This is a genomic window from Streptomyces sp. NPDC057702, from assembly GCF_042799315.1.
Taxonomy (GTDB): domain Bacteria; phylum Actinomycetota; class Actinomycetes; order Streptomycetales; family Streptomycetaceae; genus Streptomyces.
This window is the reverse complement of record NZ_JBHVJC010000066.1, coordinates 1-22,323: the sequence shown is the minus strand read 5'-3', so window position 1 is coordinate 22,323 and position 22,323 is coordinate 1. Positions and strand designations below refer to the sequence as shown.

General features: G+C 75.7%; 20 protein-coding genes. 10 read left to right on the top strand and 10 right to left on the bottom strand.

All coding sequences use genetic code 11. The features are described 5' to 3' along the window. Positions 1 to 105 precede the first annotated feature (105 nt). Entirely contained in the window at positions 106 to 978 is an 873-nt protein-coding gene (locus ACFVFR_RS31235) for an undecaprenyl-diphosphate phosphatase (RefSeq protein WP_383707894.1), read from the bottom strand. Positions 979 to 1,255: 277 nt separating this feature from the next. After that, on the bottom strand, positions 1,256 to 2,017 hold the full coding sequence (locus ACFVFR_RS31230; RefSeq protein ID WP_383707892.1) for a TVP38/TMEM64 family protein: 762 nt from the start codon (positions 2,015 to 2,017) through the stop codon (positions 1,256 to 1,258). 921 nt (positions 2,018 to 2,938) lie between these two features. Between ACFVFR_RS31230 and ACFVFR_RS31225 the strand changes: the two genes are divergently transcribed. Then, positions 2,939 to 4,105: a GTP-binding protein gene (locus tag ACFVFR_RS31225; RefSeq protein WP_383707890.1), complete on the top strand. Its 1,167-nt coding sequence runs from the start codon at positions 2,939 to 2,941 to the stop codon at positions 4,103 to 4,105. Positions 4,106 to 4,203: 98 nt separating this feature from the next. After that, positions 4,204 to 5,061, top strand: coding sequence for a spermidine synthase (locus tag ACFVFR_RS31220; RefSeq protein WP_383707888.1), 858 nt, complete (start codon positions 4,204 to 4,206; stop codon positions 5,059 to 5,061). A gap of 27 nt (positions 5,062 to 5,088) precedes the next feature. Here the strand turns inward: ACFVFR_RS31220 and ACFVFR_RS31215 are convergent, their stop codons facing one another. Continuing rightward, on the bottom strand, positions 5,089 to 6,441 hold the full coding sequence (locus ACFVFR_RS31215; RefSeq protein WP_383707886.1) for an MFS transporter: 1,353 nt from the start codon (positions 6,439 to 6,441) through the stop codon (positions 5,089 to 5,091). Positions 6,442 to 6,614: 173 nt separating this feature from the next. Next, on the bottom strand, positions 6,615 to 7,811 hold the full coding sequence (locus ACFVFR_RS31210) for a hypothetical protein (RefSeq protein ID WP_383707884.1): 1,197 nt from the start codon (positions 7,809 to 7,811) through the stop codon (positions 6,615 to 6,617). Between the two features lie 82 nt (positions 7,812 to 7,893). Here ACFVFR_RS31210 and ACFVFR_RS31205 point away from each other — a divergent pair, with 82 nt between their 5' ends. Further along, complete coding sequence (locus ACFVFR_RS31205; protein WP_383707882.1) at positions 7,894 to 8,346, top strand: DUF4442 domain-containing protein; 453 nt, start codon at positions 7,894 to 7,896, stop codon at positions 8,344 to 8,346. A gap of 157 nt (positions 8,347 to 8,503) precedes the next feature. Here ACFVFR_RS31205 and ACFVFR_RS31200 read toward each other — a convergent pair whose 3' ends face one another. Continuing rightward, on the bottom strand, positions 8,504 to 9,742 hold the full coding sequence (locus tag ACFVFR_RS31200) for an MFS transporter (protein ID WP_383707880.1): 1,239 nt from the start codon (positions 9,740 to 9,742) through the stop codon (positions 8,504 to 8,506). 479 nt (positions 9,743 to 10,221) lie between these two features. Continuing rightward, complete coding sequence (locus tag ACFVFR_RS31195) at positions 10,222 to 10,785, bottom strand: TetR/AcrR family transcriptional regulator (protein WP_383707878.1); 564 nt, start codon at positions 10,783 to 10,785, stop codon at positions 10,222 to 10,224. Positions 10,786 to 10,868: 83 nt separating this feature from the next. Between ACFVFR_RS31195 and ACFVFR_RS31190 the strand changes: the two genes are divergently transcribed. Next, a complete protein-coding gene (locus tag ACFVFR_RS31190; RefSeq protein WP_383707876.1) occupies positions 10,869 to 11,297 on the top strand; it encodes a DoxX family protein in 429 nt (142 codons plus the stop codon). A 161-nt stretch (positions 11,298 to 11,458) separates the two neighbouring features. On the opposite strand, the gene ACFVFR_RS31185 is transcribed toward ACFVFR_RS31190, so the two are convergent. After that, positions 11,459 to 12,001, bottom strand: coding sequence for a gamma carbonic anhydrase family protein (locus ACFVFR_RS31185; RefSeq protein ID WP_383707874.1), 543 nt, complete (start codon positions 11,999 to 12,001; stop codon positions 11,459 to 11,461). Positions 12,002 to 12,103: 102 nt separating this feature from the next. Further along, complete coding sequence (locus ACFVFR_RS31180; protein WP_383707872.1) at positions 12,104 to 12,925, bottom strand: VOC family protein; 822 nt, start codon at positions 12,923 to 12,925, stop codon at positions 12,104 to 12,106. A gap of 522 nt (positions 12,926 to 13,447) precedes the next feature. On the opposite strand from ACFVFR_RS31180, the gene ACFVFR_RS31175 reads away from it, so the two are divergent. Then, positions 13,448 to 14,173: an acyltransferase gene (locus tag ACFVFR_RS31175; RefSeq protein ID WP_383707898.1), complete on the top strand. Its 726-nt coding sequence runs from the start codon at positions 13,448 to 13,450 to the stop codon at positions 14,171 to 14,173. A gap of 157 nt (positions 14,174 to 14,330) precedes the next feature. Here ACFVFR_RS31175 and ACFVFR_RS31170 read toward each other — a convergent pair whose 3' ends face one another. Further along, positions 14,331 to 15,197: an EamA family transporter gene (locus ACFVFR_RS31170; RefSeq protein WP_383707870.1), complete on the bottom strand. Its 867-nt coding sequence runs from the start codon at positions 15,195 to 15,197 to the stop codon at positions 14,331 to 14,333. Positions 15,198 to 15,298: 101 nt separating this feature from the next. Between ACFVFR_RS31170 and ACFVFR_RS31165 the strand changes: the two genes are divergently transcribed. Beyond that, complete coding sequence (locus tag ACFVFR_RS31165; RefSeq protein WP_383707896.1) at positions 15,299 to 15,871, top strand: helix-turn-helix domain-containing protein; 573 nt, start codon at positions 15,299 to 15,301, stop codon at positions 15,869 to 15,871. 86 nt (positions 15,872 to 15,957) lie between these two features. After that, positions 15,958 to 16,518: a YbaK/EbsC family protein gene (locus ACFVFR_RS31160; protein WP_383707868.1), complete on the top strand. Its 561-nt coding sequence runs from the start codon at positions 15,958 to 15,960 to the stop codon at positions 16,516 to 16,518. A gap of 71 nt (positions 16,519 to 16,589) precedes the next feature. Here the strand turns inward: ACFVFR_RS31160 and ACFVFR_RS31155 are convergent, their stop codons facing one another. Further along, the gene (locus ACFVFR_RS31155) at positions 16,590 to 16,997 is read right to left on the bottom strand and encodes a CoA-binding protein (protein ID WP_383707866.1); all 408 of its coding nucleotides are present in this window, start codon (positions 16,995 to 16,997) and stop codon (positions 16,590 to 16,592) included. Positions 16,998 to 17,123: 126 nt separating this feature from the next. On the opposite strand from ACFVFR_RS31155, the gene ACFVFR_RS31150 reads away from it, so the two are divergent. The 3 genes from ACFVFR_RS31150 to ACFVFR_RS31140 all read left to right on the top strand — a co-directional run bounded on the left by ACFVFR_RS31150 (position 17,124) and on the right by ACFVFR_RS31140 (position 22,308). Beyond that, on the top strand, positions 17,124 to 17,759 hold the full coding sequence (locus tag ACFVFR_RS31150) for a YigZ family protein (RefSeq protein WP_383707864.1): 636 nt from the start codon (positions 17,124 to 17,126) through the stop codon (positions 17,757 to 17,759). A 254-nt stretch (positions 17,760 to 18,013) separates the two neighbouring features. Beyond that, positions 18,014 to 19,294 carry an exonuclease SbcCD subunit D gene (locus ACFVFR_RS31145; RefSeq protein ID WP_383707862.1) on the top strand — a complete coding sequence of 427 codons (1,281 nt, stop codon included), beginning with the start codon at positions 18,014 to 18,016 and terminating at the stop codon, positions 19,292 to 19,294. Then, entirely contained in the window at positions 19,291 to 22,308 is a 3,018-nt protein-coding gene (locus tag ACFVFR_RS31140) for an AAA family ATPase (protein ID WP_383707860.1), read from the top strand. Before ACFVFR_RS31145 ends, ACFVFR_RS31140 begins: the two co-directional genes overlap by 4 nt. Positions 22,309 to 22,323: the final 15 nt, after the last annotated feature.

Genomic DNA, 22,323 nt, shown 5'->3' with positions numbered 1-22,323 from the left:
TCACTCCCCAGCGGGGTGAGCACACGATCCCCCAGTGGGAGGCGAATGGGAGATGATCATGAAAAACGCGGGCTAATGTCGGCTAACTGAGGCCGGGATCGGCCCCTAGTCTCCCGACTCGCCGGCGTGCGGGCTCAGGACGTCGAAGCCGACCAGGGCGAAGATGACCAGGCCGAGCAGGACGCGGTAGTAGACGAACGGCATGAAGCTCTTCGTCGAGATGAAGCGCATGAACCACGCGATGACCGCGTATCCCACGACGAACGCGATGAACGTGGCGAAGATCGTCGGGCCCCAGGAGACGTGCCCCTCGCTGGTGTCCTTGACCTCGAACGCGCCGGAGGCCAGCACCGCGGGGATGGCCAGCAGGAAGGAGTAGCGGGCCGCGGCCTCGCGGGTGTAGCCGAGGAAGAGGCCGCCGCTGATGGTCGCGCCCGACCGGGAGACGCCGGGCACCAGGGCCATGGCCTGGCACATGCCGAACAGGAGGCCGTCGCGCGTGGTGAGCTCGTCCAGGCCCTTGCGGTGCTTGACCGCCCGGTGTCGGCCGCCGGTCTCGTCCCGGGCCGCCAGCCGGTCCGCGATCGCGAGGACGATGCCGAGGACCACCAGGGTCGTCGCGATCAGCCGCAGGTCGCGGAACGGGCCGTCGATCGCGTCCTTGAGCGTCAGGCCGAGCACGCCGATCGGGATCGACCCGACGATGACCAGCCAGCCCATCTGGGCGTCGTGGTTGCTGCGCATCTGCTTGTTGAACAGCGACCGCGCCCAGGCGGAGACGATCCGCGCGATGTCCTTGCGGAAGTAGATGATCACCGCGGCCTCGGTGCCGATCTGGGTGATCGCGGTGAAGGCCGGCCCGGGGTCGGCCCACCCGGCGAACGCCGCCGTCAGCCGGAGATGGGCACTGGAGGAGATCGGCAGAAACTCGGTCAAGCCCTGGACGAGTCCGAGGATGAAGGATTCAAACCAAGACATCGATATCTATGCCATCCAAATGCTGATCACGTTCTGACCAGCAAGGATGCGGGTCAAAGGCGGTTTCTGGGCGGGCCTGCGGCGCGCGTGCGCGGTCATACGGGAGGTGGTCTGGCCGGACTCGTACGGGCTTTCGCTGAGTGAGCTGACGGGGGCACGGTGAGCTGCGCGGTGCCAGGGCCACGGCCCGACCACGATCATCCACCAGTCAGGTGGCAGCGTAGCGCCCGTTCGTGAAGCCGTGGACAGAGCCCTGGGCTCTACGCGCCCGGGACGGTCACGCACCCGGTGCGGAGCCGGCCCTCGCCGGCTCCTTCCGCACCTCGGGCGGTGGCGTCGCGGTGGCTCGCAGCTTCGCCCGCTTGCGCCAGGCGACGAGCACGGCGGCCAGGCCGGTGACGACGATGAAGGCCATCGAGAGCAGGAAGGCGGGCGAGGTGGGCGAGGAGGCGCGGCTGCCCGCGACGACGTAGGCCGCCGTGTTCGGCACGCTGCCCAGCCCCGTCGCCAGCAGGAAGGGCAGCCATCCCATCCGGGAGATGGCCGCACAGTAGTTCGCGGCGGCGAAGGGGATGCCGGGGAACAGGCGCACCGCCAGCATCGAGCGGAAGCCGTGTTCGCTCAGCTGCCGGTCGGCCACCACCAGCGGTCGGGCCCGCAGCAGCGGCCGGAGCGCGTCCTGCCCCAGCAGTCGCCCCAGACCGAACGCGATGCCCGCACCGAGCACGGTCCCGGCCACGGCGGCCGGCAGCCCCGCCTGACTGCCGAACAGCGCCCCGGCCGCGAGGTTGAGCAACGGCCGGGGCACCAGGGCTGAGGTGCACACGCCGTACGCGGCGGCGAACACCACCACGGCGAGCGCGCCCGACATCTGCGCCGGCCAGCCCTCGCGTATCAGTCGCTGGGGCTCGAAGACCAGCACCAGCGTTCCCGCGCCGGCCAGCAGCACCAGGAGCAGGCCGAGCCGGGTGCGCGGGGACAGCAGGGCCTGGGCGCACCACGCGACGCGGCGCGGGGGCCGCACGGCAGGTTCGAACACCGCTGGAGCGTAACCGACGTCGGTGTGCCCCGGGTGGCTCGCGGACGCCTCCGAAGGAAACGCCGGGCCGTCGCGGCGCTCGCGCGTCCGGGCCCAGGCCGGGTCGCGCGGGCCGGCAGGGACGGCTGAGCCCGCCGGGGCACGGGTGGGCCAGACGGGGTAGCGCGGGCGCCACAGGGCCGACCCGCGCGACGGCGGCGGCGGCCGGTGGCCGGGCCGTACGGGGCGCGGGCGGCGGTGGGCCGGGCCGTCGGGCCCCGGGCGACCGAGGGGCCGGCCGGGTGCGCGCCGCGCGTGCTCGGGACGGCGGAGGGCGCTGGGGGCCGGCCGGCGGGCGCGTACGCCGTACGGCGGGGACCGCACGTGGTCGCGCCGCCGGCCGGGCACCGCCACGACGAGCGCGCGGCGCTGGCCGGTGGGCCCCGCGAACAGGGCTCGTCGAGGCCCAGGGGGTCGGTGGGGACGGGCCCACCGGCCGTCGCCGGCCGGTCCGTGCCGTACCGCGAAAACCGCTCGACCGGACACCGGGTGCGGGACATGATCAGGCGCATGGTCCGGAATGCCCCGCTCACGCCCGTGACCGCGGTCGCGGTCGCGGTCGCGACCGGGGCTGCCCTCGTCCCCCTCCCCGCAGCCCCGCCCCTTCCCCCGGGCGTACAAAGCTGACCCTCCCCGACGATCTCGGCGGACCCCACAGCGGGAGGGTCGGTCCGGCACAGGGGTCCGCGCCAGCCGGCTGACCCGCGCCGCCACCCCCGCTCACCCTTCGCGCCGCCGCTCGCCCGTACCCTGCCGCCCCACGCCCGGGGCCGTGGTACGCCCGCGCCGGGCCCGGGGGTGGGCGGGCCGTCTCCCACCCACCCGTCGCTCGTCCTCTCGGGCCCACCATCAGGGCCCGCACCGTGCCAAGGAAGGAACCCCATGTCCCCGCACGCGCACGACGCCACCACACCGCACCTCAACATCGCCACCCTGGGCCACGCCCGTCACGGCAAGACCACGCTGACGGCGGCCATCTCCCGCGTCCTCGGGGCGCGCGCCACCTCCGACGTCGCGCCGCCGGCCCGCAGCGACCGGGCGCTGGACGCCGCCGCGCGCGGCGCGCTCAAGAGCACGCGCGTCGAGTACGAGACCGGCACCCGCCACTACGTCCACCGGGACATGCCCGGCGACCCCGCCGCCATCGAGCACGTCATCGGCGCTGCGGCCCAGCTCGACGGCGCCATCCTGGTCGTCTCCGCACTCGACGGCGTGCGGGCGCAGACCGTCGAGCACGTGCTGATCGCCCGACAGCTGGGCGTCGACCACCTCGTCGTCGCCCTCAGTCAGGTGGACGCCGGCGAGGACGAGGCGATGGAGCACATCGAGCGCGAGATCCGCGACCTGTTGGCCGCGCACGGCTATCCGGGCACCACCACGCCCGTCATCCGCGTCTCGGCGCTGCGGGCGCTGGAGGGCGTGCCCCGCTGGATCGGCACCATCGAGGCGCTCACGGACGCCGTGGACACCTTCGTGCCCACCCCGCGCCGCCAGCCAGGCGAGCCGTTCCTGCTCCCGGTGGACCACGCGCTGCCCCGCGCCGGCCACGGAGCGGTGATCGCCGGCACCATCGAGCGCGGCACGGTACGCAGCGGGGACCGCGTGCAGGTCCTCGGACCCGACATCGAGATGGCCGTGGCGAGCCTGGAGACCTTCGGCCGCCCGCTGGCCAGAGCCGAGGCGGGGGACTGTGTCGCGCTGCTGCTGCGGGGCGTCCCGCACGCCGTCCCGCGCCGTGGCGACCTCGCCGCCGCCCCCGGCAGCCTGACGCCGCGCCGGCGCTTCACCGCGCACGTACGCGTGCTGCCGGGCGCGCGGGAGGGCGCCGCGCCGTTCGCCACCGGCCACCGCTCGCGGTTCTTCCTCCGCACGGCGCACGTCGACGGCGCGATCAACCCGCCCGGGGCCGGCGCCGCCCGCCCCGGCGACACCCTCACACTGGACGTCGAGCTCAGCCGCGCCACCCCCGTCCAACCCGATCTGCGCTTCGTGATCCGCGACGACGGCCGCACGGTCGGCGCGGGCACGGTGCTCGCGACCGAGGGCTGACCGCGCAGCCGCCCCGTGCCCCGCCCCGTGGCCCCTCGGCCCACGGGGCGGGGCACGGGGCGGTACGGGGGGTGGCGCACGGGCCGCACAATGGGGGCGTGGACGACCGGATACCCGTGAGCCGCGCCGTGGACCTCGGCGCCGCCAAGCTGCTGCCCGACGTGGACCGAGCCGAGGGCTGGCTGCTGACCGTGGACGGCGCTCCGCAGTCCTACGTGGATCTCGCCGACCCGCTGCACCTGGAGTTCGAGTACACGCGGCGCCTCGGGCACGTCCTGGACACGGCCGGCCAGGAGCGGGCGGGCCCGGCCGCGCCACTGGACGTCCTGCACCTGGGCGGCGGGGCACTGACCCTGGCCCGCTACGTCGCCGCTACGCGTCCCGGCTCGCGGCAGACGGTCATCGAGGCCGACCGCGCCCTGTGCGGCCTGGTCGCCGAGGTGCTGCCGCCGGCACCGGAGGCCGCGATCGAGGTCGCGACGGCCGACGCGCGCGAGGCCCTCGGGCGGGCCGGCGACGCGTCGGTCGACGTGATCGTCGCCGACGTCTTCGGCGGCTCGCGGGTCCCCGCGCACCTGACCTCCGTGGAGTACGCGCGGCGGGCGGCCCGCGTGCTGCGCCCGGCGGGCCGGTACGCGGCCAACCTGGCCGACGGCGCCCCGTTCGACTTCCTGCGCTCCCAGGTGGCCACGCTCGCCGCGGCCTTCGCGCACGTGTGCCTGATCGCGGAGCCCGCCATGCTGCGGGGCCGCCGGTTCGGCAACGCCGTCCTGGTCGCCGGCCACCAGCCGCTGCCCACCGCCGCGCTCGCCCGGCGGGCCGCCGCCGACCCCTTCCCGGCCCGGGTGACCGACGGGGCGGCCCTGGAGCGCCTGGTGGCGGGGGCCGAACCGGTGTGGGACACCGGGGCGGTGCCCTCGCCCCCGCCGCCGAGCGGCGCGTTCAGCATCAACTGAGGCCGACCGCCGTGACCTGACCGGTCGTCAGTCGACCTGCTCCCGGGGCCGTGCCGGGCCGCCCGCGTCAGCCGGGCCCGCCATGCCCGGGGTGGAGTGGGTGTCGGCGGGGGACGGCGCGACGGGACCCGTGGTGCTCCCGGCCGGCCCACCGCGCCGCGTGAGCCGCCGTACGTCGGGGACCAGGAGCACCGCGGCCGTCAGCAGCACCACCAGCGCCGAGCACCCCCACAGCGCCGCCGAGCGGCCCACGAGGCTCTCGGTCGGCCCCGCGAGCGCGGTGGCCGCCGGGAGCATGGCCACCGACCCGAACCAGTCGTACGCCGAGACCCGGGAGAACTTCTCCTCCGGGATCTCCTGGTGCAGCGTCATCATCCAGCAGACCCCGAAGACCTCCACGGTCACCCCGGACAGGAACATGACCAGCACCAGGCCCGGCATCGGCAGCGGCACGGCGAGCGCGGCCGACGGCAGGGCCAGCGGGAAGACGCACAGCGTGCCCACCAGCAGCAGGCGGTGCGGGCGCCAGCGGGTCATCAGCAGTCCGCCGCCCAGGGTGCCGGCCCCGAACGCGGCCAACGCCAGCCCCCAGGGTCTGGCCCCGCCCAACTGGTCCTCGGCGACCTGCGGGCCGTACACCGACTCGGCCGCCGCGACCACCGCGTTGACCACCGCGAACTGCCCCACGATGCTCCACAGCCACGGCCGGCCCGCCACCTCGCGCCAGCCCTCGGCCAGGTCGCGCAGCAACCCGGCGCCGGGCGCGCGGGTGGGGGTGCCGCTGACGTCGAGGAACGCGCGCAGGGCGCCGGCCAGGGCGAACGCGGCGGCGTCGATGGCCAGTACCCAGCCCGGCCCGACGGCGGCGATCAACGCCCCGCCCAGCGCGGCGCCACCGATGTTCGCGCCGTTGACGCCCATCCGGAAGAACGCGAAGGCCCGACTGGCCCCGTCGCCGCTGACCGAGCTCAGCACCATCCCCTCGGCCGCCGGCGCGAAGAACGCCTGCCCGGTGCCGCCGATACCGGCGAGCAGGGCCATCTGCCACAGCGCCGCGTCGCCAGCCAGCACCAGGGCCGCGAAGACGGCCTGCGAGAGGCAGTTGAGGGTGTTGGCGGCCACCATCACCCGGTGCCGGGGCACGCGGTCCGCGACCGCCCCGCCGATCAGCAGGAACAGCACCAGGGGCGCGGTGCGGGCGGCGGCGACCAGGCCGACGTCGGTGCCGTCGCCTCCCGCGTCCAGTACGGCGAACGCCGCCGCGATGAGGGCCCCGGAGTTACCGAGTCCCGTCACCACGGCGGCGGCCGTGAGGAGCGTGTAGTTGCGGCCGGCCCAGGCCGGGCGGCGGCGGTGCGGTGCAGCCGGGGGAGTGGTCACAGACGGACTATTCCCGGGGGTGGGCCCCCCGCGCCACACCGTTTCCTCGCCACCGCGTGCCCGAGCCGGCGGGTCGTCGGCCCGGGAGGCCCCGCGCGTGTCGCTCCCTCGCGCGGAGTTCGGCACCTGGCCCACCCGGCGGCCGGGGCGGTGACCCCCGCCGCCGGGTGCGGCTAACTGCCCGACCGGAGCGGGCGCAGGGTGCTCTTGATCTTCTCGATGGTCTCGTTCGCCAACTCGTCCTTGACGCCGGCGGCGGCGTGCAGCACCCACAGCGCGTAGTCACCGTTGACGTCGGTGTACGCCACCGTGAAGGCCTTGCCGTCACTGGAGCACTTGCCGGACTTCTTCACGCCGGTGACCGTCGCGGAGGCGGCGTACCCCTTGAGCCCGTGGTCGCTCTGGAACGGCTTGGCCTTGGTGACCTTGCGCTGCCCGGTCTGCTTCTGGTCGTAGCCGGCGAACACCCAGTTCTCGGCCTCGACCTCCGCCGCGTTCGCCTCGCTCTTGGCGCCCAGCGCCCCCTTGGTGCCCACGCCACCCAGGTCGCTGGTGTCCGGCCGGGTGCTGCCCTCGACCTTGACCGAGCAGGCGTCCTGCTTGTACTTGGCGGGGCTGGACATGATGACCAGCGGCTTGCCCTTGTCGCTCTCGAAGCCGACCGACAGGCCCGCGGACTCGACCTTCCAGTCCGCGGTGTCCGGGACGTCGAAGGCCACGTGCCGCTTGGCGCTGACGACCGTCTTCCACCCCGGGATGACCGGCTTGGCGGCGGGATCGGCCGAGCGCGGGTTGTCCGAGCCGCCGCGCGGGTTCTCGCTCGCGCCGCCGGACTCCTGACCGTCGGGCTGCTGACCGTCACCCGAGGCCGGGGTGGACGCCGAGGCGGACGGCTTCGGCGACTCCTTGGCGGTGTCCTTCTTGTCGTCGCCGTCGTCGCCGGTGAAGAGCACCACGCCGACCACGGCCGCGGCGGCGACCACGGCCGTCGCCGTGACGATCGCGATCGTCTTCTTCCGCTTGTCACCCCCGCTGCCGGACGGCGGCTGCGGGGCACCCGGCGCGGCCGGCGCCTGCCACGACTGGGTCGGCTGGTGGTGCTGCTGATAACCCGGCTGCTGGTACGTGCCCTGCTGCGGGGCGCCCTGCTGGGGCGCGCCGGGCTGTGCGCCCGGCGGAGGCGTCGGCACGGGCTGCTGGTACGGGTTGGGCTGCCCCGGCGCCGGCGTCTGGTAGGGGCCCTGCCCCGGTGCCGGGGTCTGGTAGGGGCCCTGTTGCCCCGTCCCCGGCGGTGGGTACTGCGGCTGTTGGTACGGATTCTGGTCGTGCGGGTTTTGCTCGCCCCCGGGCGGCTGCTGTCCTGGCCACATGGCGAGTAACCATAGAGGGGCCGCCCGGGAGCTGCTACGGCCGCCCTTCCCACAGGTTCCTACCCGCTGGTAACTTTCGGGCATGTCAGAGACCCTGCCGTCGATCGGCGAGATGCTCACGGCCAGCGTGCCGATGGTGCGCACCCTCCACCTCGAATTCCTCGAGACGAGCGTGGAGCGCGCCGTCCTGCGCCTGCCGGACCAGCCCGACTACCACAACCACATCCAGGGGCCGCACGCCGGTGCCATGTTCACCCTGGCCGAGTCCGCCAGCGGGGCGATCGTGATGGCCGCCTTCGGGGACCAGCTCTCGCGTGCGGTGCCGCTCGCCGTGAGTGCCGAGATCGGCTACAGGAAGGTCGCCAAGGGCCCGGTCACCGCGACCGCCGAGCTCGGTCGCCCGGTCGCCGAGGTGGTGGCGGAACTGGACGCCGGCGGCCGGCCCGAGTTCCCGGTGCGCATCGTGATCACCCGCGAGGACGGGGCCGTCACCGGCGAGATGTCCGTCATCTGGACGCTGCGCCCGAACGCCTGACGCGCCCGGGTTCGCGCCGGCGGACCGCCCCGCCTCCTCCGACGGCGGGCCGGTCCGCCGAGCCGGCGCCGCGCCCCCGGTGACGCGACCCCCTGGGCGGGGCCGCCGCCCGGGGCCCGGCCGGCGCGGGCCCTGGCCGGCGTGGCCGGGCCCGGCCTCAGCCCTCGGCCCGGCTCCCGGCCTCACGACCGACCGTGCCGCGCGCGGTGAGCAGCAGGAAGGCGAGGGCCAGGACGGCTGTCGCGCTGGCGAGGGCGCACACGGTGGCCATGCCGGCGGGCAGGGCGGTGCCGCCGAGCAGGGTGCCGAGGCCGATGCCCAGGTAGATGCAGGAGGAGTTGAGCGAGACGACCAGCGGGGCCTCTCGCGGGGCGAGCGCGATGAGACGGTGTTGCTGCGCCGGCGTCTGGCACCACGTGCTCGCGCCCCAGCCGGCCACCACGACGCCGACCACGGCGAGCGGCGAGGCGTCGACCGCCGCGAGCCAGCCGAACGCGCCCAGTGAGAGGGCCATGACGAGATAGCCGACGCCCAGCACGCGCGTCGAGCCCCACCGGTCGGTGCCGAACCCGGAGAGGAAGGTGCCGACGACCGCGCCGAGCCCGTACAGGAACAGCAGCCACACGTGTCGCGCGTCGGGCACCCCCACCGCGTCCAACGCCTCGACGCTGTAGGCGTACACGGTGTAGCTGGCGCCCATGCCGAGCACCGTCAGCGGGAGCACGCTCGCCACGGCGGGCCGGCGCAGCACCCCGAGGCGGGTGCGCAGCGGGACCCGGGGGCCGCCGGGCAGATACGGCATGATCCCCGCGACGCAGGCCGCGACGACCAGGCACAGGCCACCGACCAGGCCGAGCGCGGTCCGCCAGCCGAGCAGTTCGCTGACCACCTGGCCCAGGGGCACCCCCAGCGCGGTGGCGACGGTGAGCCCGCCGACCACCACGGCCAGCGAGCGGGCCCGCAGTTCGGGTCGTACCAGCGCGGCGCTCACCGCGCCGGCACCCGGCGTGTACGCGGCGGCTCCCGCGGCGGCCAGGACGCGGGAGAGGAGCAGCACGGGAAAGGTGGGGGCGAGCGCGGAGCCCAGGTTGGCCAGGCCGAGCACGATCAGCGCGCCGACCAGCAGGGCGCGGCGTGACAGCGGAGCGGTGAGTGTGGCCAGTACGGGTGACAGGACGGCGTAGGCGGCGGCGAACACCGTGATCGACTGGCCGGCCGTGGCCGTGGAGACACGCAGGGCGTCGGCCATGTCCGGCAGGAAGCCGGCGACCACGAAGGCGTCCGTGCCGACGGCGAAGGTGCCGAGGGCGAGCACGAAGGTGGGGGTCAGCCCCCCACCGGAGTCGGCCTCCCGGGCCGGCGGCGCGTCCGCGGCCGAAATCGGGACCTTGGACATCCAGATTCTCCCTCTGATCTCGCGCCGTCTGCCACGCGTCCTCGGCTGACGGCTGGGTGATGGGCTGGGCGGAGGCTGTGCGCGCGGGGTGGGCGCGCGGGGTGGGCGCCTGGTCCGGGCGGGCCCGGCCTCGGTGGGGGCGCGGGTGGGGTGCGGGGTGCTGGCGGGTCGGGGCGGGGCGTCCCGTAGTGCGGTAGGGGGTGGGGAGTTGGCGCGCGGCGCGCACCGACGGGTTGCGGGCGCGGGCGGCGGTGCCGCTCGCCGGGCGCGCCGTGCTGACGCTTAACCTGGATACTACACATCCAGAATCAGGTGCCGGCGTCCACGCCGGGAACCGGACGCCGTGCGGGCCGGGTGTCGCTGGTGTCGAGCGGGTCGGGCGGAAGGGCCTGGCGTCTTCGCGGGCCGGGCCGGCGGTGGGGTCGGGCGGGGCTGTGGGGGCCGAGCCTGGACCGGTGGCTGGCCCTGGCCTGTCGGGCTCAGGGCGCGCGGAAGAGTCGGTCGAGGACGCGTCGCGCCAGGGCCTCGGGGTCGCCGCCCGAGGCGTGGGGGAGCGCGCCGCTCAGCCACAGGCCGGCGAAGCCGTGCGCCAGGGACCAGGCGGCGAGTTCGGCCGCCTCGCCGTCCTCGTCGCTCGGGCGGTCGGGGCGGGTGGCGAGCGCTGCGGTCAGGGCGCGGTCCGCCCGCTCGCGCGCGGCGGCGACCCCTGGATCGTCGGGGTGGTAGAGGTCTGGCTGGAACATGACCTCGAAGTGGGCCCGGTGCTCGACGGCGAAGCGGACGTAACGCACCCCGCTCTCCAGTAGGTCCCCGCCGGCGGTGGCCAGGGCGTCGGCCAACAGGGCGTACCCCTCGGCGGCGAACGCGGTGAGCAGGCCCGTCTTGTCGCCGAAGTGGTGGGTGGGCGCCGCGTGGGAGACGCCCGCGCGCCGGGCCAGGTCGCGCAGGCTCAGCGCCGCCGGCCCCTTCTCGGCGATCGCCACGGCGGTGGCGGTGAGCAGGGCGCGACGCAGGTCTCCATGGTGGTACGGCCGGGTGGTCATGTCCGACAGCCTATCTTGTCGTTGACAAGATAGGGGTTCGCGAGCGTATCTTGACAGTGGAAAGTTTGACCGAGGAGGCTGTCATGGAACCCCTTGTGGCCCTGGTCGTCGGATTCCTCTCGGCGCGCCTGGCCGGACTGATCGGTGTGGAGGCGCTGGACGCCTGGCATCCCGCGCTCCGCGTGGGGCTGGCGGTGATGTTCCTGTTCACCGCGCTCGCGCACTTCCATCCCAAGCTGCGGGCCGACCTCATCGGGATGGTCCCGCCCCGGCTGCCCCGTCCCGACCTGCTGGTCAGTCTCACCGGTGGGCTCGAAGTGGCCGGCGCCGTCGGCCTGTTGATCCCGGCGCTCGCGTCGTGGGCGGCGAGTGGGCTGGCTCTGCTGATGGTGGGGATGTTCGCGGCCAACGTCTCGGCGGCCCGCCGCCACGTCGCCCAGGGTGATCCACTCGGCAGGCGTACGGCGCTCCAGGCCCTCTACATCGCCGCCGCGACGCTCGTGGCGCTGTGAGAGGGCCCGGGCCACCCCGACGGACGGCGTACGCCCCCACGGAAGGGGAGGGGCGTACGCCGTCCGTCCCTTCGCTGCGCGGGGCCGCCGGCGGGCTGGGCGGCGACGGTGCCCGGGCCTCGTGCCCGAGCGTGTGACCCACCGCCCGCGCTCGCCAGGGCCTACCGGGCGGTGGTCGCGCCCAGGGTGGCGCGGTGCTCGCGCGCGAGGTCCACGTAGAGCGCGGCGTTGGTCGCCATGCCGGCGCGCTCCTCGTCGGTCAGCGGGCGCCTGACCCTGGCCGGCACCCCGGCGACCAGGGAGCCCGGCGGCACTCGCATGCCCTGGGGGACCAGCGCCTGGGCGGCCACGAGCGAACCGGCGCCGATCACCGCCCCGTTGAGCACGGTGGCGCCCATGCCGACCAGACAGTCGTCCTCGACCGCGCAGCCGTGCAGCACGGCGTTGTGGCCGACCGTCACCCGCTCGCCCACCGTCACCGGGAACCCGGGATCCACGTGCACGGTGCAGTTGTCCTGGACGTTGCTGCCCGCGCCCACGGTGATGGGGCCGCAGTCGGCGCGCAGCACGGCGTTGTACCAGACGCTCGAACCGGCCTCCAGCCGCACCTCGCCCAGCACCACCGCCGACGGTGCGACGAACACCTCCGCACCCACCCGCGGCTCCTTGCCGCCGAACGCCGCGATCAGGGCCTGCTGTGCCATCAAGATCTCCTCCACGGGACTCGGAACGCGATCACCGAACGCTATGGCACGGGCCGGTGGCCGCGAGGTCCGCGTGCGGGTCCGGTGGCGGAGGCGGGCGGGTCACGCCGGTGTGACGGGCTCCGCCGGCCGGCCGTGGGCAGTGGTCACGGTGAACAGCCCGCCGTCCGGGTCCCGCAGCGTCGCCTCGTACCCGTGCGCGCCGGCCCGTGGTGACTGGACGACCGCGCCTCCGGCGTCGACCGCGGCCTTCGCCGAGGTGTCCACGTCCGAGCAGGGGAAGTGCACGTGCCAGCGGGGCCTGACGCTCGGGTCGGGCGCCTCCTCGATCGCGCCGCCGCACAGCCCGGCCACCGTGTGCGTCCCGTCGCCGACCAGCACCTGGCCCTGCGCGTAGTCCACGACGCACCCCGCCTCGCCGGGCACGGCCCACCGCAGCACCTCGCCGTAGAAGATGGCGGCGGCGAACGCGTCGCGGGTGCGCAGTTCCAGCCAGGTGGGCGCGCTGCCCCGCCCGATCGACCAGGGCAGCACCGTCCCCTCCCACAGGCCGAAGACCGCCCCGTCCAGGTCGGAGGCGAGCGCCGCCCGGCCGTGTGCGAAGCGCAGCGGCCCCACGGCGACCGTCGCGCCGCGCTCGCGCACGCGGGCGGTGGCCTCGTCGGCGCTGGCGACCGCGAAGTAGGGGGTCCAGGAGACCGGGACGCGCAGCGTGTGGGCGAGCGCCCCGAGCCCCGCGACCGGCCGGCCCTCCAGCAGGGCCACGGAGAACTCGCCGCCCAGTACGCCGGGTTGGAAGGTCCAGCCGAGGACGGCGCCGTAGAAGGCCTGGGCGGCCGTGAGGTCGCGGGCCATCAGACTCACCCAGCACGGGGCGCCCGGCACCGCGTGTCGGGCGGCTGGCTCGTGCGCGGAGACCGACATGAGATTCTCGCCTCGCTCCCGTCCCCGGTGGACCGCCCCGGGGACCCGCTCGCTGTGAACATCGCCCGCCCCGTCGGTCACCTTGCCAGCTACGCCCGGGAGATGCGCGGCGGCTCGCCCGTACGTCCACCGTGGCCGGCCCGCGACGTCGCACCGTCGGCTCCCCACCGGCGCGCGGCCGAGCCCACTGGCCGGGGCTCGGCCCGGGATGGGAGGACGGCGTGGCGGGGGCGCGGCCCGGTCGGCGCGACGGGTAGGCCGGTGACACGGCGGTGGGCGGGACCCGGACGCGGCGACGCTCGGCGGGGGGTGAGCGTGCCGCGCCCGGACCGGCCGAGTGCCCCGCGACAGCGCGTTCAGACAACCACCTGTGGACGGACCGTCCCGGGCGCCGGAGGCCGTTCCGGGTAGCCGCCGCCGTAGCGCGGGGCCGGCCTGGGCCCCGTGGCTACTGGTGAGTACGGTAGGCGGGTGTCCCTCCATCAGAACGTGTTCTCCTCGCTCGACGACTGGCGGCGCCGCATGGCCTCCCGTGCGGTGCACCGTGGCTGGCGCTGGGTGCAGCGGACCGGCGCGGTGACCGCCGAGCGCCCCGGGCCCTACCGGTTCCGCCGCATCGGCCCCGGCACCCGGCTGGCGTTCCCGCTGGGGACGGTCTTCGGCGAGGGGTGGATCGAACTCGGCGACCACTGCGTCATCGGCGAGGGCGTCACACTGGCCGCCGGCATGTTGCCGGGCCTGGACCTGGGCCCGGACCCCGTGCCGCGGGTGGGGCACGGTGTGGTTCTGGGCCGGGGGACGCACGTGGTGGCGTCGGTGCCGGTGGAGTTCGGGCGGGACGTCTTCTGCGGCCCGTACGTCTACGTGACCAGCGACAACCACGCCTACGACGATCCGGAGCAGCCCATCGGCAAGCAGTGGCCGCGCAGCGCGCCGGTCAGCATCGGCGCCGGGAGCTGGCTCGGCGCGGGCGCGGTGATCCTGCCCGGCGCGCGCCTCGGGCGCAACGTGGTGGTCGCGGCCGGCGCGGTCGTCAGGGGCGAGGTGCCCGACCACGCGGTGGTGGCGGGCGCGCCCGCCAAGGTCGTCCGCCGGTGGGACGCGGAGACCGGCTGGCAGCCGCCCCTGCGCACGCCGGCCCCGATGCCGATCCCCGAGGGGGTCACGCACGAGCAGCTTCTGGCGCTCGGTGTCCTGCCACCCCAGCCCGCGTCATCGGGCACCGGGGGCGTTCCGGCCGACCGCTGAGTGTCGCCGCCCGCTGGGCGACCGCGCGTGGCGGGTGCCGGTCGCCGGGCGCGGTGACCGTGCCCCGACGGACCGGCTCCGACCGGCCGACGTCCGGCCGACCGGCCCCTGACCGACTGGCTGGCCCCCCCCGCCCAGGCCGTCCCGGGCCCGACGGCTACGCGCTGGTGAGCAGCACCGTGCCGAGCAGGGCGAGGCCCGCGCCGGTCGTCTGCGCCACGTGCATGCGCTCGCGCAGGACGCCGCGCGCCGCGAGCGCGGTCACCACCGGATACAGCGAGGCCAACACGGCGGCGACGGTGACCGGGCCGTGCTGGGCGGCCACGGCGTAGGTGCCGTTGGCCGCGACGTCGGCCAGCCCGACGAAGGCCAGCGCGGGCAGCGCGGCCAGGACCACCCGCCCGCCGCCGACCGGCAGCGCGGCCCCGCCCCGGCGTACGGAGACGGCCAGTGCCGCCCCGCCGACCGCCACATTGCACACCCGCTGCACGAACAGCGCGAGGAAGAGGCCCGTGACCGTGGTGGACGCCTCGGCGATCAGCGTCATCACCGCGCCGAAGCCGAGCGCGGCCACGAATGTGAGGAGCAGCGTCTCGCGCCGCACGCCCGCCCCGCCCAGCCGTGGGTCGGCGGCGAGCACGACACCGACGACGGCCACCGCGATGCCGACGAACTGGAGCGCCCCGGGCCGCTCGCCGAGCGTGAGGCCCACCCCGACCGGCACCGACACCTGCCCCAGCGCGCCGACCGAGGAGACCACGCCCATCGGGCCCAGGGCCAGCGCGCGGTAGAAGCACAGCATCGCCAGCGGGCCGATGACGCCGGCCGCCACCGCCAGCCACAGCCGTGGCCCGGCGTGCGACCAGGCGCCGGTGGTGACCACGATCGCGCCCAGGACGCCGACCGCGAGCGCCTGCGAGAGGACGACGACGGTCAACGCGGGCAGGCGTCGGGTCAGCAGCCCGCCACCGAAGTCGGCCAGGCCCCACAGGAGGCTGGTGGCAAGGGCGAACAAGGCGGTCATGGCGGACCTCGCAGTACCGTGCGGTGAACAGTGGAGTGCGGTGCACGGTAGTTCAGCACAGTGGACTACGTCATTCAAAATACTAGACGGTGGGATGGGTAGTGACGGACCTCGACCAGTTCACGCAGGCGTTGGCGAGCAACCTCAGGCGCTGCCGGGGGGAGCGCGGCTTCACCCTCGACGCCCTGGCGGCCCGCGCCGGCGTCAGTCGCGGCATGATCATCCAGATCGAGCAGGCCCGTACCAATCCCAGCGTCGGCACCACGGTCAAGCTCGCGGACGCGCTCGGGGTCAGCATCGCCACCCTGCTCGACCACGACCAGGGGCCCCAGGTGCGCGTCGTGCCCGCGCGGCAGACGGTGCGCATGTGGTCCACCGACGGCGGCAGCTCCAGCCGGCTCCTGGTGGGCACCGAGCGGCGCGGCCCGCTGGAGCTGTGGAGCTGGCGACTGATGCCGGGTGAGAGCAGCGCCTCCGACCCGCACCTCGCGGGCACGGTGGAACTGCTGCACGTGAGCGCCGGCGAGCTGACGCTGGAGGTGGACGGCGAGCGACACCCGGTGCCCGCCGGCGCCTCCGCGACCTTCGAGGCCAACGTGGCCCACGCGTACCGCAACGAGGGCACCGAACCGGTCGAGATGCTGATGACGGTGGCGATCCCACCGGTGAGCTGACCCGGGTCGCCGGGCGCCGGCACACCCGGGCGCGGGCTCGGCACCGGCCATCTGCCCCCGTCCGACCGGCTGTTAGCGTGAGGCGCATGAGCATCCGCGCGCCCCACGAAGCCTTCGCCGACGTCCGCCCCGCGACCGAGTGCCTGGACCTGCTGGTGCCGCCGGTCGCCGCCGCGGTGCGCGACTGGAGCGGTCCGGTGCCCGCCGACGAGCTGCGCTACGTCGACACCGACCCGGCCCACGCCGACACGGCCGTGCTCGTGGAGACCCACGGGGCCTGGCTGCTCGACCTCTCCGCGACCTGCGTCATCGTGGCGGCCAAGCGTGGGGGTGTGACCACGCTCGCCGCCTGCGTCGTGCTCTCGACCACCCGCGTGGACGTCAACGGCGTCGCCCGCCGCGAGCTCGGGGCCCGCAAGGCCTCGTTCGCCGCCCGGGAGACGGCGATCGAGGCGACCGGCATGGAGTACGGCGGCGTCACCCCGCTGGGCCTGCCCGCCGACTGGCCGCTCCTGGTGGACGCCGCCGTCGTCGACACCCCGTACGTGCTGCTGGGCAGCGGCGGCCGGCGCGGCAAGCTCATCGCGCCGGGCAAGACGCTGGCCACCCTGCCCGGGGCGCGGGTGCTGGAGGGGCTCGGCGGCTGAACCCGGGCCCGGCCCGCCGGCGGCCGAAGGGGGCGCGGCGGCCCGGGGCCGGCGAGCCGCCGCGCGACGGGTCAGCCCAGGCGGGGGATCTCGATGGCCGGGCAGCGGTCCATGACCATGGCCAGGCCCGCCGCGCGCGTGCGCGCGTACGCCTGCGGGTCGATGACGCCGAGCTGGAACCAGACCGCCTTGGCGCCGATCGCCACCGCCTCGTCGGCGACCGGGCCCGCGAGCCGGGAGTTGACGAAGACGTCCACGACGTCGACCGGGAAGGGGACGTCGGCCAGCGTCGCGTACCCCCGCTCGCCGTGCACCGTCTCCGCCTTCGGGTGGACCGGCACCACGCGCTTGCCGTACCGCTGCAACACCTGGGCCACGCCGAAGGCCGCTCGGTCCTCGTTGGCGGAGAGTCCGACCACGGCCCAGGTGTCGCCGGCGTCCCGCAGGATCGCGCGCACCGTCTCATCGTCTGCGTACATGTCCGCTCAACCACCCCCGCGCACCCGCCATTCCCCGGGCTCCCGCCGCCCCGTACCCGGCTCGGCGCGCGGTGGGCGCGCGGGCCCCGGCCGGGGCGGGCGGCGGGCGCGGCATAGGCTGGCGAGATGGCAGAGCAGTACCGCACGGTGGCCCGCGAGGGCGTGCACGAGATCGAGATCAACAAGTCCCGCTTCCGCTGCGCGCTGGCGCCCGTGGCCAGCGAGGAGGAGGCCCAGGAGTTCATCGCGCGCGTCCGCCGCGAGCACTCCACCGCCACCCACAACTGCTTCGCCTACGTCATCGGCGCCGACGGTGGCGTCCAGCGGGCCAGCGACGACGGGGAGCCGGGTGGCACCGCCGGCGTGCCCATGCTCCAGATGCTGGTGCGACGCGAGGTGCGGTACGTCGCCGCCGTCGTCACCCGCTACTACGGCGGGGTCAAGCTGGGCGCCGGCGGGCTGATCCGGGCGTACGGCGGCGTGGTGGGGGAGTCCCTGGACGCGCTCGGCACGGTCGTACGCCAACGGTTCCGGCTGGTCACGATCGCCACCGACCACCAGCGGGCCGGGAAGCTGGAGAACGACCTGCGGGCCATGGGGCGCACCGTGCGCGAGGTGCGCTACGGCGAGGGCGTCACCATCGAGATCGGGCTGCCGGGCGCGGAGGTCGAGACCTTTCGCGCCTGGCTCGCCGACAGCACGGCCGGCACCGCCCGCCTGGAGATCGGCGGCGAGGCGTTCGGCGAGGCCCGCGACGCCTGACCCACCCGCCCCCGACACCACCCGCCCCACCCGCCCCCGACACCACCCGCCCCACCCGCCCACACGGTCCCGCGCCCGACTCCCGCCCCCGGGGCGCCACCAGGCCGTACGCTTGCGCCTGCCCTCCCGTCACCGGCGGGGGGCGCGGATGAAAGGCTGGGGCCCGTACAGGGCCGGTCACACGGCGCCACGGGTCACCACCGACGGGCCCGGGGCGCGGGACGGGGGAACGAGATGCGGGGCGGGGCGATCACGTGAGGATGCTGCACACGTCGGACTGGCACCTGGGGCGCTCCTTCCACCGCGTGAGCATGCTCCAGGCGCAGCGCGACTTCATCCAGCACCTGGTCCGCACCGTCCACGAACGGCGGGTGGAGGCGGTCCTGGTCGCCGGCGACGTCTACGACCGCGCCGTGCCACCGCTGGCCGCGATCGAGCTGTTCGACGACGCCCTGCACCAGCTCGCCCACTGCGGCGTGCCCGTCATCCTGATCTCCGGCAACCACGACTCCGCGCGCCGCCTCGGCGTCGCCTCCGGACTGCTCGGCCGGGCCGGCATCCACCTGCGTACCGACCCGGCGCGGTGCGGCACGCCGATCGTGGTCCCCGACACCCACGGCGACGTCGCCTTCTACGGACTGCCCTACCTGGAGCCCCACCTCGCCCGCGCCGCCGTGGGCGCCGACCGCGCCCGGCACACGGCCGTCCTCGGCGCGGCCATGGACCGGGTACGCGCAGACCTGGCCGCCCGCCCACCGGGCACCCGGTCCGTCGTCCTCGCGCACGCCTTCGTCGCCGGCGGTACCGGCAGCGACAGCGAGCGCGACATCACCGTCGGCGGCGTCGCGGCCGTACCCGTCGCGGTCTTCGACGGCGTGGACTACGTGGCACTCGGCCACCTGCACGGCTGCCAGCGGATCTCCGACCGGGTGCGCTACTCGGGCTCCCCGCTCGCCTACTCCTTCTCCGAGGCCAACCACCGCAAGTCCATGTGGCTGATCGACCTGGACGCCGCCGGCACCGTAGCGGCCGAGCGCCTGCCCTGCCCGGTGCCCCGCCCGCTGGCCCGCCTCGCCGGCCGCCTGGACGACCTGCTCACCGACCCGCGACACGAGCCCCACGAGGAGTCCTGGGTGGAGGCGACCCTCACCGACCCGACCCGCCCCCGCGAGCCGATGGCCCGCCTCGCCCGCCGCTTCCCGCACGTCCTCAGCCTGGCCTTCGCGCCCGAGCGGGCCGAGGAGGCCACCCACGCCTCGTACGCCCAGCGGTTGCGCGGCCGAAGCGACCAGCAGATCGCGGAGGACTTCGTCACCCACGTGCGGGCGGGGCGAGCGGCCGACGCGGCCGAGCGCGCCGTGCTCAGCGACACCTTCGACCAGGTGCGCGCGGCGGCGGACGGCGAGGACGAGCCTGACCGGACCGTGAGCGCGAACACCCCGACCAGCCGGCGCCCCCGGGTGCCCGGCACGCGCGCGGCCGACGCCGGTGGCGCCCGCTCCCAGACCGGCGGACCCACCGAGGTCGCCCGATGAGACTGCACCGACTGGCGGTCACCGCCTTCGGCCCCTTCGGCGGCACCCACGAGATCGACTTCGACGCCCTCTCGGCCGCCGGCCTGTTCCTGCTGCACGGGCCGACCGGCGCGGGCAAGACCTCGGTCCTGGACGCCGTCTGCTACGCGCTCTACGGAGCCGTCCCCGGCGCCCGCCAGGGCAGCGCGCTCAACCTGCGCAGCCACCACGCCGACCCGCACACCGCCACCCACGTCGTCCTCGAACTGACCGTCGCCGGCCGCCGCCTGGAGATCACCCGCCAGCCCGAGCAACTGCGCCCCAAGAAGCGTGGCGACGGCATGACCCGGGACAAGGCGCAGACCCTGCTGCGCGAGGAGACCACCGACGGGCCAGGGGGGACGGAGTGGAAGCCGCTGAGCCGCTCCCACCAGGAGGTCGGCGAGGAGATCGGCCAGTTGCTCGGCATGAGTCGCGAGCAGTTCTGCCAGGTGGTGCTGTTGCCCCAGGGTGACTTCGCGCGCTTCCTGCGCGCCGACGACCAGGCCCGCGCCCAACTCCTCGGCAAGCTCTTCGACACCGGCCGCTTCGCCGCGGTCGAGGACCGGCTCGCCGAACAGCGGCGTGCCGCCCAGCGGCGCGTCGCCAGCGGCGACGAGGAACTCCTGCGCCTGGCCCACCGCATCGCCCAGGAGGCCGGCGACAACACCGACACGCGCGCGCACCCGCTGCCCGACCTGCCCCCCGGCGAACCCGGCCTGGCCGCCCGCGTGCTGGAGTGGGCCGCCATCGCCCGCAGCGGCGCCCGCGAGCGGCGGGACGTGGCGGTGGCCGCCGTACACGCCGCCGAGAGCGCCCACCAGGAGGCGGGCCACCGCGCCGAGGAAGCCGCCGAACTCGACCGCCGCCAGCGCCGCCACGCCGACGCCCGCGCCAGGGCCGGCGAGCTGGCCGAGCGCGCGCCCGAGCGCGAGCGGGTACGCGAGCGACTGCGGCGCGCCCGGGACGCCGAGGCCGTGGCCCCCGCCCTCGACCTGTGTCAGGGCGCCGACCGCGACCTGCGCGCGGCCCGCGCCGCCGAGGAACGCTGCCGCGCCCCCCTGCCGCCCCAGCTGGCCACCGCGGAGCGCGCGCGACTGGCCGCCCTGGAACGCGAACTACGCCAGGAACTAGGCCAGTTGGCCGCCGCCCGGCGCCTCGAACACCGAGCCCGGGACCTCGAAGGCGAGCTCGCCACGCTCGACCGGGACGCCCGCGCCGACGAGGAGACCATCGCCGAGGCGGCCGACTGGCTCGCCGGCTGGAGCGAGCGCCGCCAGGCCCACCAGCACCGCGTCGACGCCTGTCAGGACGCCGCGGCCCGCGCCGAGCAGCTCGCCGCGCGGATCGAGCCCGCCGTACGCGCCCGCGACGCGGCCGAGCAGCGCGACCGGCTCGGCGGGCGGGTGGCGACCCTGCGCGACCAGCGGCTGCGTGCCGCCGAGCGCTCCACCGCCGCCCGGGACCACTGGCTGGACCTCAAGGAGCGCCGACTGCGCGGCATCGCCGCCGAACTGGCCGCCGCGCTGCGACCGGGCCACTCCTGCGCGGTGTGCGGCTCCACCGACCACCCCAGCCCAGCCCGGGCCGGCGCCGACCACGTGGACCGGGCCGCCGAGGAGGCGGCCCAGGCCGCCCACCAGGAGGCCCAGACGCTGCGCGAACAGGTGGAAGGCCAACTGGGAGCCGCCCAGGCCGAGTTGGCCGCCGCGACCGCCGGGGCCGGCGACGCCCCGGCCGCCGAGCTCGCCGCCACCGTGGGCGACCTCCAGCGCGAGCACGCCACCGCGCGGACCCTCGGCGCCCACACCCACGCCGCGCGCGAGGAGCTGGCGCACGCCGAGCGCGAGTACGAGCGCCGCCGCGCCCAGCGCGAGGGCGCCGAACGCCGCTTCGCGGCCCGCACCTCCCGCCGCGAGGCCCTGACCGGCGAACTCGACGCCCTCACGGCGGAGCTGGACCAGGCCACGCGCGGCGCGGCCTCGGTCTCCGCCCGTGTGGACCGACTGGAGCGCCAGGTGACGCTGCTCGCCGAGGCGAGCGAGGCGGCAGCCGCCAGCGAGGCCGCCGCCCAGCGGCTGCGTGAGGCGCGGGAACGCCTGGCCGAGGCTGCCCACCGCGCGGGCTTCCCCGACCCGCGAGCCGCCGCCGAGGCCGTCCTGGACGAGCCCCGCCGCGAGGCCCTGCAACACACCCTCGACCAGTGGCAGGCCGAGGAGGCCGCCCTCGCCGCCGAACTGGCCGACCCGGCCGGCCAGGCCGCGGCCCGGCGGGCCCCCGCCGACCTGGCGGGCGCCGAGGCCGCCGTCGAGGCGGCCACCCACGCGCTGCGCGGCGCCTCCGCGCGCGAGGCCGCCGCCCGCGAACGGTGCGCCCAGCTCGACCGGCTCTCCACCCAGGCGACCCGCGCGGCCCGGGCCCTTGGACCGCTGCGCGCCGCGTACGAACGGGTGGCCTCACTGGCCTCGCTGACCGCCGGCACCTCCGCCGAGAACGAACGCAAGATGCGACTGGAGTCCTACGTCCTGGCCGCCCGCCTGGAACAGGTCGCCGCCGCCGCGAGCGCGCGCCTGGAACACATGTCCACCGGGCGCTACACCCTGGTCCACTCCGACGTCCGCACCAGCGGGCGCGGCCGGGCCGGCCTCGGCCTGCACGTCATCGACGCCTGGACCGGCCTCGCCCGGGACACCGCCACCCTCTCGGGCGGCGAGACCTTCTTCGCCTCGCTCGCCCTGGCCCTCGGCCTGGCCGACGTGGTCACCGACGAGGCCGGCGGGGTACGCCTGGACACGCTCTTCATCGACGAGGGCTTCGGCAGCCTCGACGAGCAGACGCTGGACGAGGTGCTGGACGTGCTGGACTCGCTGCGCGAACGGGACCGCACGGTCGGCATCGTCAGCCACGTCGCCGACCTGCGCCAGCGCATCCCGGCCCAACTGGAGGTCGTCAAGGGCCGAGCCGGCTCGGCCGTACGCCACCGCCTGCGTCCCTAGCGCACCGGGTCGGCC

Coding starts and splice junctions, on each gene's coding strand:
- ACFVFR_RS31190 (WP_383707876.1), top strand. CDS start 10,869: ATGGAACCCCTTGTGGCCCTGGTCGTCGGATTCCTCTCGGCGCGCCTG.
- ACFVFR_RS31185 (WP_383707874.1), bottom strand. CDS start 12,001: ATGGCACAGCAGGCCCTGATCGCGGCGTTCGGCGGCAAGGAGCCGCGG.
- ACFVFR_RS31210 (WP_383707884.1), bottom strand. CDS start 7,811: ATGTGGCCAGGACAGCAGCCGCCCGGGGGCGAGCAAAACCCGCACGAC.
- ACFVFR_RS31235 (WP_383707894.1), bottom strand. CDS start 978: ATGTCTTGGTTTGAATCCTTCATCCTCGGACTCGTCCAGGGCTTGACC.
- ACFVFR_RS31180 (WP_383707872.1), bottom strand. CDS start 12,925: ATGTCGGTCTCCGCGCACGAGCCAGCCGCCCGACACGCGGTGCCGGGC.
- ACFVFR_RS31140 (WP_383707860.1), top strand. CDS start 19,291: ATGAGACTGCACCGACTGGCGGTCACCGCCTTCGGCCCCTTCGGCGGC.
- ACFVFR_RS31200 (WP_383707880.1), bottom strand. CDS start 9,742: ATGTCCAAGGTCCCGATTTCGGCCGCGGACGCGCCGCCGGCCCGGGAG.
- ACFVFR_RS31175 (WP_383707898.1), top strand. CDS start 13,448: ATGGCCTCCCGTGCGGTGCACCGTGGCTGGCGCTGGGTGCAGCGGACC.
- ACFVFR_RS31225 (WP_383707890.1), top strand. CDS start 2,939: ATGTCCCCGCACGCGCACGACGCCACCACACCGCACCTCAACATCGCC.
- ACFVFR_RS31160 (WP_383707868.1), top strand. CDS start 15,958: ATGAGCATCCGCGCGCCCCACGAAGCCTTCGCCGACGTCCGCCCCGCG.
- ACFVFR_RS31205 (WP_383707882.1), top strand. CDS start 7,894: ATGTCAGAGACCCTGCCGTCGATCGGCGAGATGCTCACGGCCAGCGTG.
- ACFVFR_RS31195 (WP_383707878.1), bottom strand. CDS start 10,785: ATGACCACCCGGCCGTACCACCATGGAGACCTGCGTCGCGCCCTGCTC.
- ACFVFR_RS31170 (WP_383707870.1), bottom strand. CDS start 15,197: ATGACCGCCTTGTTCGCCCTTGCCACCAGCCTCCTGTGGGGCCTGGCC.
- ACFVFR_RS31155 (WP_383707866.1), bottom strand. CDS start 16,997: ATGTACGCAGACGATGAGACGGTGCGCGCGATCCTGCGGGACGCCGGC.
- ACFVFR_RS31150 (WP_383707864.1), top strand. CDS start 17,124: ATGGCAGAGCAGTACCGCACGGTGGCCCGCGAGGGCGTGCACGAGATC.